At 67.4% G+C, this 3,904-nt stretch carries 3 protein-coding genes and 1 pseudogene; all 4 read right to left on the bottom strand.

The genetic code is table 11. The features are described from left to right. A pseudogene (locus VTU_RS25295) lies at positions 1-563 on the bottom strand (M20/M25/M40 family metallo-hydrolase); the annotation flags it as partial. A 34-nt stretch (positions 564-597) separates the two neighbouring features. Then, positions 598-1,758 (bottom strand): PilT/PilU family type 4a pilus ATPase, encoded by a 1,161-nt coding sequence (locus VTU_RS0101670; protein WP_010100129.1) that lies wholly within the window; start codon positions 1,756-1,758, stop codon positions 598-600. Positions 1,759-1,795: 37 nt separating this feature from the next. After that, positions 1,796-2,641 carry a 2,3,4,5-tetrahydropyridine-2,6-dicarboxylate N-succinyltransferase gene (dapD, locus tag VTU_RS0101665; protein ID WP_010100127.1) on the bottom strand — a complete coding sequence of 282 codons (846 nt, stop codon included), beginning with the start codon at positions 2,639-2,641 and terminating at the stop codon, positions 1,796-1,798. 7 nt (positions 2,642-2,648) lie between these two features. Next, complete coding sequence (dapC, locus tag VTU_RS0101660) at positions 2,649-3,875, bottom strand: succinyldiaminopimelate transaminase (protein WP_010100126.1); 1,227 nt, start codon at positions 3,873-3,875, stop codon at positions 2,649-2,651. Positions 3,876-3,904 lie beyond the last annotated feature (29 nt).

Genomic DNA, 3,904 nt, shown 5'->3' with positions numbered 1-3,904 from the left:
GCCGTTCTTCACCATGTCGCCGGTCTGCTCAAGGCCGGTGGGCTCACCGACGATGCAGTAGTCGAGCGTTTCGGCGCGCGCCGCGAGCTGCTCGACGACCGCCCGGGTGCCGTCCACGCTGGGGCCTTCCTCGTCGCTGGTGAGCAGCAAGGACAGTCCGATCGCGGGCTCGGGCGTGGCCGCCAGGAACTCCTCGAGCGCCACGACAAAGGCCGCGATCGAGGTCTTCATGTCGCTCGCGCCGCGACCGTAGAGCTTGCCGTCGCGCTGCGTCGGAGCGAAGGGGTCGCTGCTCCATGGTCCAGCGGACCGGTCGGGACCACGTCGGTGTGGCCCGCGAAAACCAGGGTCTTGCGCGCACCGCCGGCCCGATCGGCGCGCGCAGCAGGGTGTTTTGCCCACAGATTGCTCACGCGCGCGTGCGCCGGGCCGCTGTCCAGGCGCTCGCAGACAAAGCCCAGCGGCACGAGCCGCTCGGCGAGCAGGTCCAGGCAGCCGGCGTCCTGCGGGGTGATGGAGGGGCGGGAAATGAGTTGTTCAGCCAGTTGCAGGGTGCGTGACATCGGGGGGAATGAAGAGTGGGAAGGGTTTCAGGATTCACGCTGCGGGCCGAACGACGTCCAGCACGATCTCGGTGAACGAAGGCTTTTCGACCGTATCTTTCGGCGCCTGGGTCTGGGCGGCCTTGGCGCCCTGGGCAAAATCGTTTTGCAGGCGCCACATGAGGTTGCTCGGCGAATCGGCGTGCGCCAGGCCCTCGCTGCGGTCGATTTTTGCGTCCACGACGAGCCGCGCGAGCGCTTGCTCAAAGCTCTGCGAGCCCTCGGTGAGGGACTTCTCCATGGCATCCTTGACGCCGAAAAAGTCGCCTTTTCCGATCAGGTCGGAGACCAGGTCGGTGTTGCGCAGGACCTCCACCGCCGGCACGCGGCCGCCGTCGAGCGCGCGCACCAGCCGCTGGGACACGACGGCCCGCAGCGCCGAAGCCAGATCGCCGAGCATGCTGGGGCGTACCTCGACGGGATAAAACGACAGGATGCGGTTGAGCGCGTGGTAGCTGTTGCTGCCGTGCAAGGTGCTCAGGCACAGGTGGCCCGACTGGGCATAGGAGATGGCCGCGCTCATGGTTTCGCGGTCGCGGATTTCGCCGATCAGGATCACGTCGGGCGCCTGGCGCAGTCCGTTCCTGAGCGCCGTCTGCAAGGACTGGGTGTCCACGCCGACCTCGCGCTGGTTGACGATCGACTTCTTGTTCCGGAAATGGTATTCCACGGGGTCCTCGATGGTGAGGATATGGCCCGTGACCCGCTCGTTGCGGTAATCGATCATCGACGCCAGCGTGGTGCTCTTGCCCGAACCCGTGGCGCCCACCACCAGGATCAGGCCGCGCTTTCCCATGATCAGTTCGCGCAGCACGGGCGGCAGGCCCAGCGTGTCGAACGCCGGAATCTCCTGCGCGATGAAGCGGATCACCACCGCGTAGCTGCCGCACTGGCGCATGGCGCTGATGCGAAACCGCCCCACACCGCTCAAGAGCAGGCCCATGTTGAGCTCGCCGATTTCCTCGAGTTCCTCGATGCGATCCGGGGGGAGCACTTCGGAGAGCAGGTTGCGCGGCGCCTCGGGCGGCAGGATCTGCTCGTTGATCGGCACGCACACGCCATGGATCTTGAGCAGCGCCGGGGCATGCGCCGACAGGAAGAGGTCGGACGCTTTTTTTTCGCTCATCAGGCGCAAAATCCGATTCATCGTTCCCATGGTGTTCCTCCCCCGATGCGCGCGTGTGCGCCGCCGCTCAGTCGCGCAACAGATCGTTGATGCTGGTCTTGGAGCGGGTCTGCGCGTCCACGCGCTTGACGATGATCGCCGCGTACATGCTGTAGGCCGCGCCATTCGCTGCGGTCTTGGGCAGGTTGCCGCTGATCACGACCGACCCCGACGGAATGCGGCCATAGCTGATCACGCCGCTGGAGCGGTCGAAGATGGGCGTGCTCTGGCCGAGGTACACGCCCATGCCGAGCACGCTGTCGTGCTCCACGATCACGCCCTCGACCACTTCGGAGCGGGCGCCGATGAAGCAGTTGTCCTCGATGATGGTCGGGCCGGCCTGCAGCGGCTCGAGCACGCCGCCGATTCCCACGCCGCCGGACAAATGCACGTTCGCGCCGATCTGCGCGCACGACCCCACGGTGGCCCAGGTGTCGATCATCGCGCCCTCGCCCACGTACGCGCCGATGTTCACGTACGACGGCATCAGGATCGCGCCCCGGGCGATGAAGCTGCCGCGGCGGGCGACCGCCGGCGGGACCACGCGAATGCCGGTGGCCTGCATCTGCTCCTCGTTCAGGTGGGCGAACTTCGTCTGCACCTTGTCGTAGAAACCCAGGTGGCCGGCCCGCTGGACTGCGTTGTCCTTGATGCGAAACGACAGCAGCACCGCCTTCTTGATCCACTGGTGCACCGTCCAGCGGCCTACGCCCTCGCGCGTGGCCACGCGCAGCGTGCCCCGGTCGAGTGCGTCGATGACCTGCTCCACGGCGTCCAGCGTTTCCCCTGGCGCGGCGCGCGGGGACAGGCTGCTGCGGGTCTCCCAGGCCTTGTCGATGATGCTTTGCAATTCGTCGGTCGTGCGTTCGGTCATGTTGTTGTCAGGCGCTGCGGGCAGTGGGCGATGGGGTCCGGGATTCGATGAATTGCACGATGCGCGACGCGGCTTCCACGCATTCATCGGTTTCGGCGACCAGGGCCATGCGCACGCGCTGGGCACCGGGGTTGCCGCCCTCGGCCTCCCGGGCCAAGTAGCTGCCCGGGAGTACGGTCACATTGTATTGGGCCAGCAAGGCCCGCGCGAACTCGGCGTCGTCCATTCCCAGCGCGTCCGGAACCTTGGCCCACAGGTAGAAGCCCGCGTCCGGCAGGGCCACCTGCATCACGGCGGCCAGCATCGGCGTGACCCGGGAGAACTTCTCGCGGTAGCGCGCGCGGTTTTCCTGCACGTGCTGCTCGTCGCCCCAGGCCGCGATGCTCGCCGCCTGCACGAGCGGACTCATGGCGCTGCCGTGGTAGGTGCGGTAGAGCAGGAAAGCCCTGATCAGCGCCGCATCGCCGGCGACGAAGCCGCTGCGCAGGCCGGGCACGTTGCTGCGCTTGGACAGGCTGGTGAAGGTCAGCAGGTTCCTGAAGTCGCCCCGGCCGAGCTGGGCCGCCGCCTGCAGGCCGCCCAGGGGCGGCGTGTCGCGAAAGTAGATCTCGCTATAGCACTCGTCCGAGGCAATGACGAAGCCGTAGCGCTCGCTCAGCGCAAACAGCTTGCGCCACTCGTCCAGGGGCATGACGGCGCCCGTGGGGTTGCCGGGCGAACACACGTACAGCAGCTGCGTGCGCTGCCACACGCTGTCGGGCACCGCATCCCAGTCCACGGCAAAGTTGCGCGCCGGATCGCAGGGCGCGTAATGGGGCGTGGCCCCGGCGAGCAGCGCGGCGCCTTCATAGATTTGATAGAACGGATTCGGGCAGACGACGACCGGCCTGTCGCGCGACGCATCGACGACGGTCTGGGCAAACGCGAACAGCGCCTCGCGCGAGCCATTCACGGGGAGCACCTGGGTTGCGGGGTCCAGCGTCAGCGCGTAGCGCAGCTTCAGCCAAGCGCTGAACGCGGCGCGCAGCGGCGGCGCGCCGGTGGTCGCCGGGTACTGGGCCAGGCCGCCCACGCTGCGGTTCAGCGCGTCCGCGATGAACGGCGGTGCCGGGTGGCGCGGCTCGCCCATTCCCAGGCTGATGGGGCGGTAGGCCGTGGGAAGATCCACCCCGGAGAAAAGCTGTCGCAGCCGCTCGAACGGGTAGGGATGAAGATGGGAGAGCAAGGGATTCATGCCAGGATGTTAAGCCCGACCCGCGCAAC

Source organism: Verminephrobacter aporrectodeae subsp. tuberculatae At4, assembly GCF_000193225.1.
Lineage (GTDB): Bacteria > Pseudomonadota > Gammaproteobacteria > Burkholderiales > Burkholderiaceae_C > Acidovorax > Acidovorax aporrectodeae.
The sequence above is the reverse complement of the archived record's forward strand: the minus strand, read 5'-3'. Positions and strand labels throughout refer to the sequence as shown.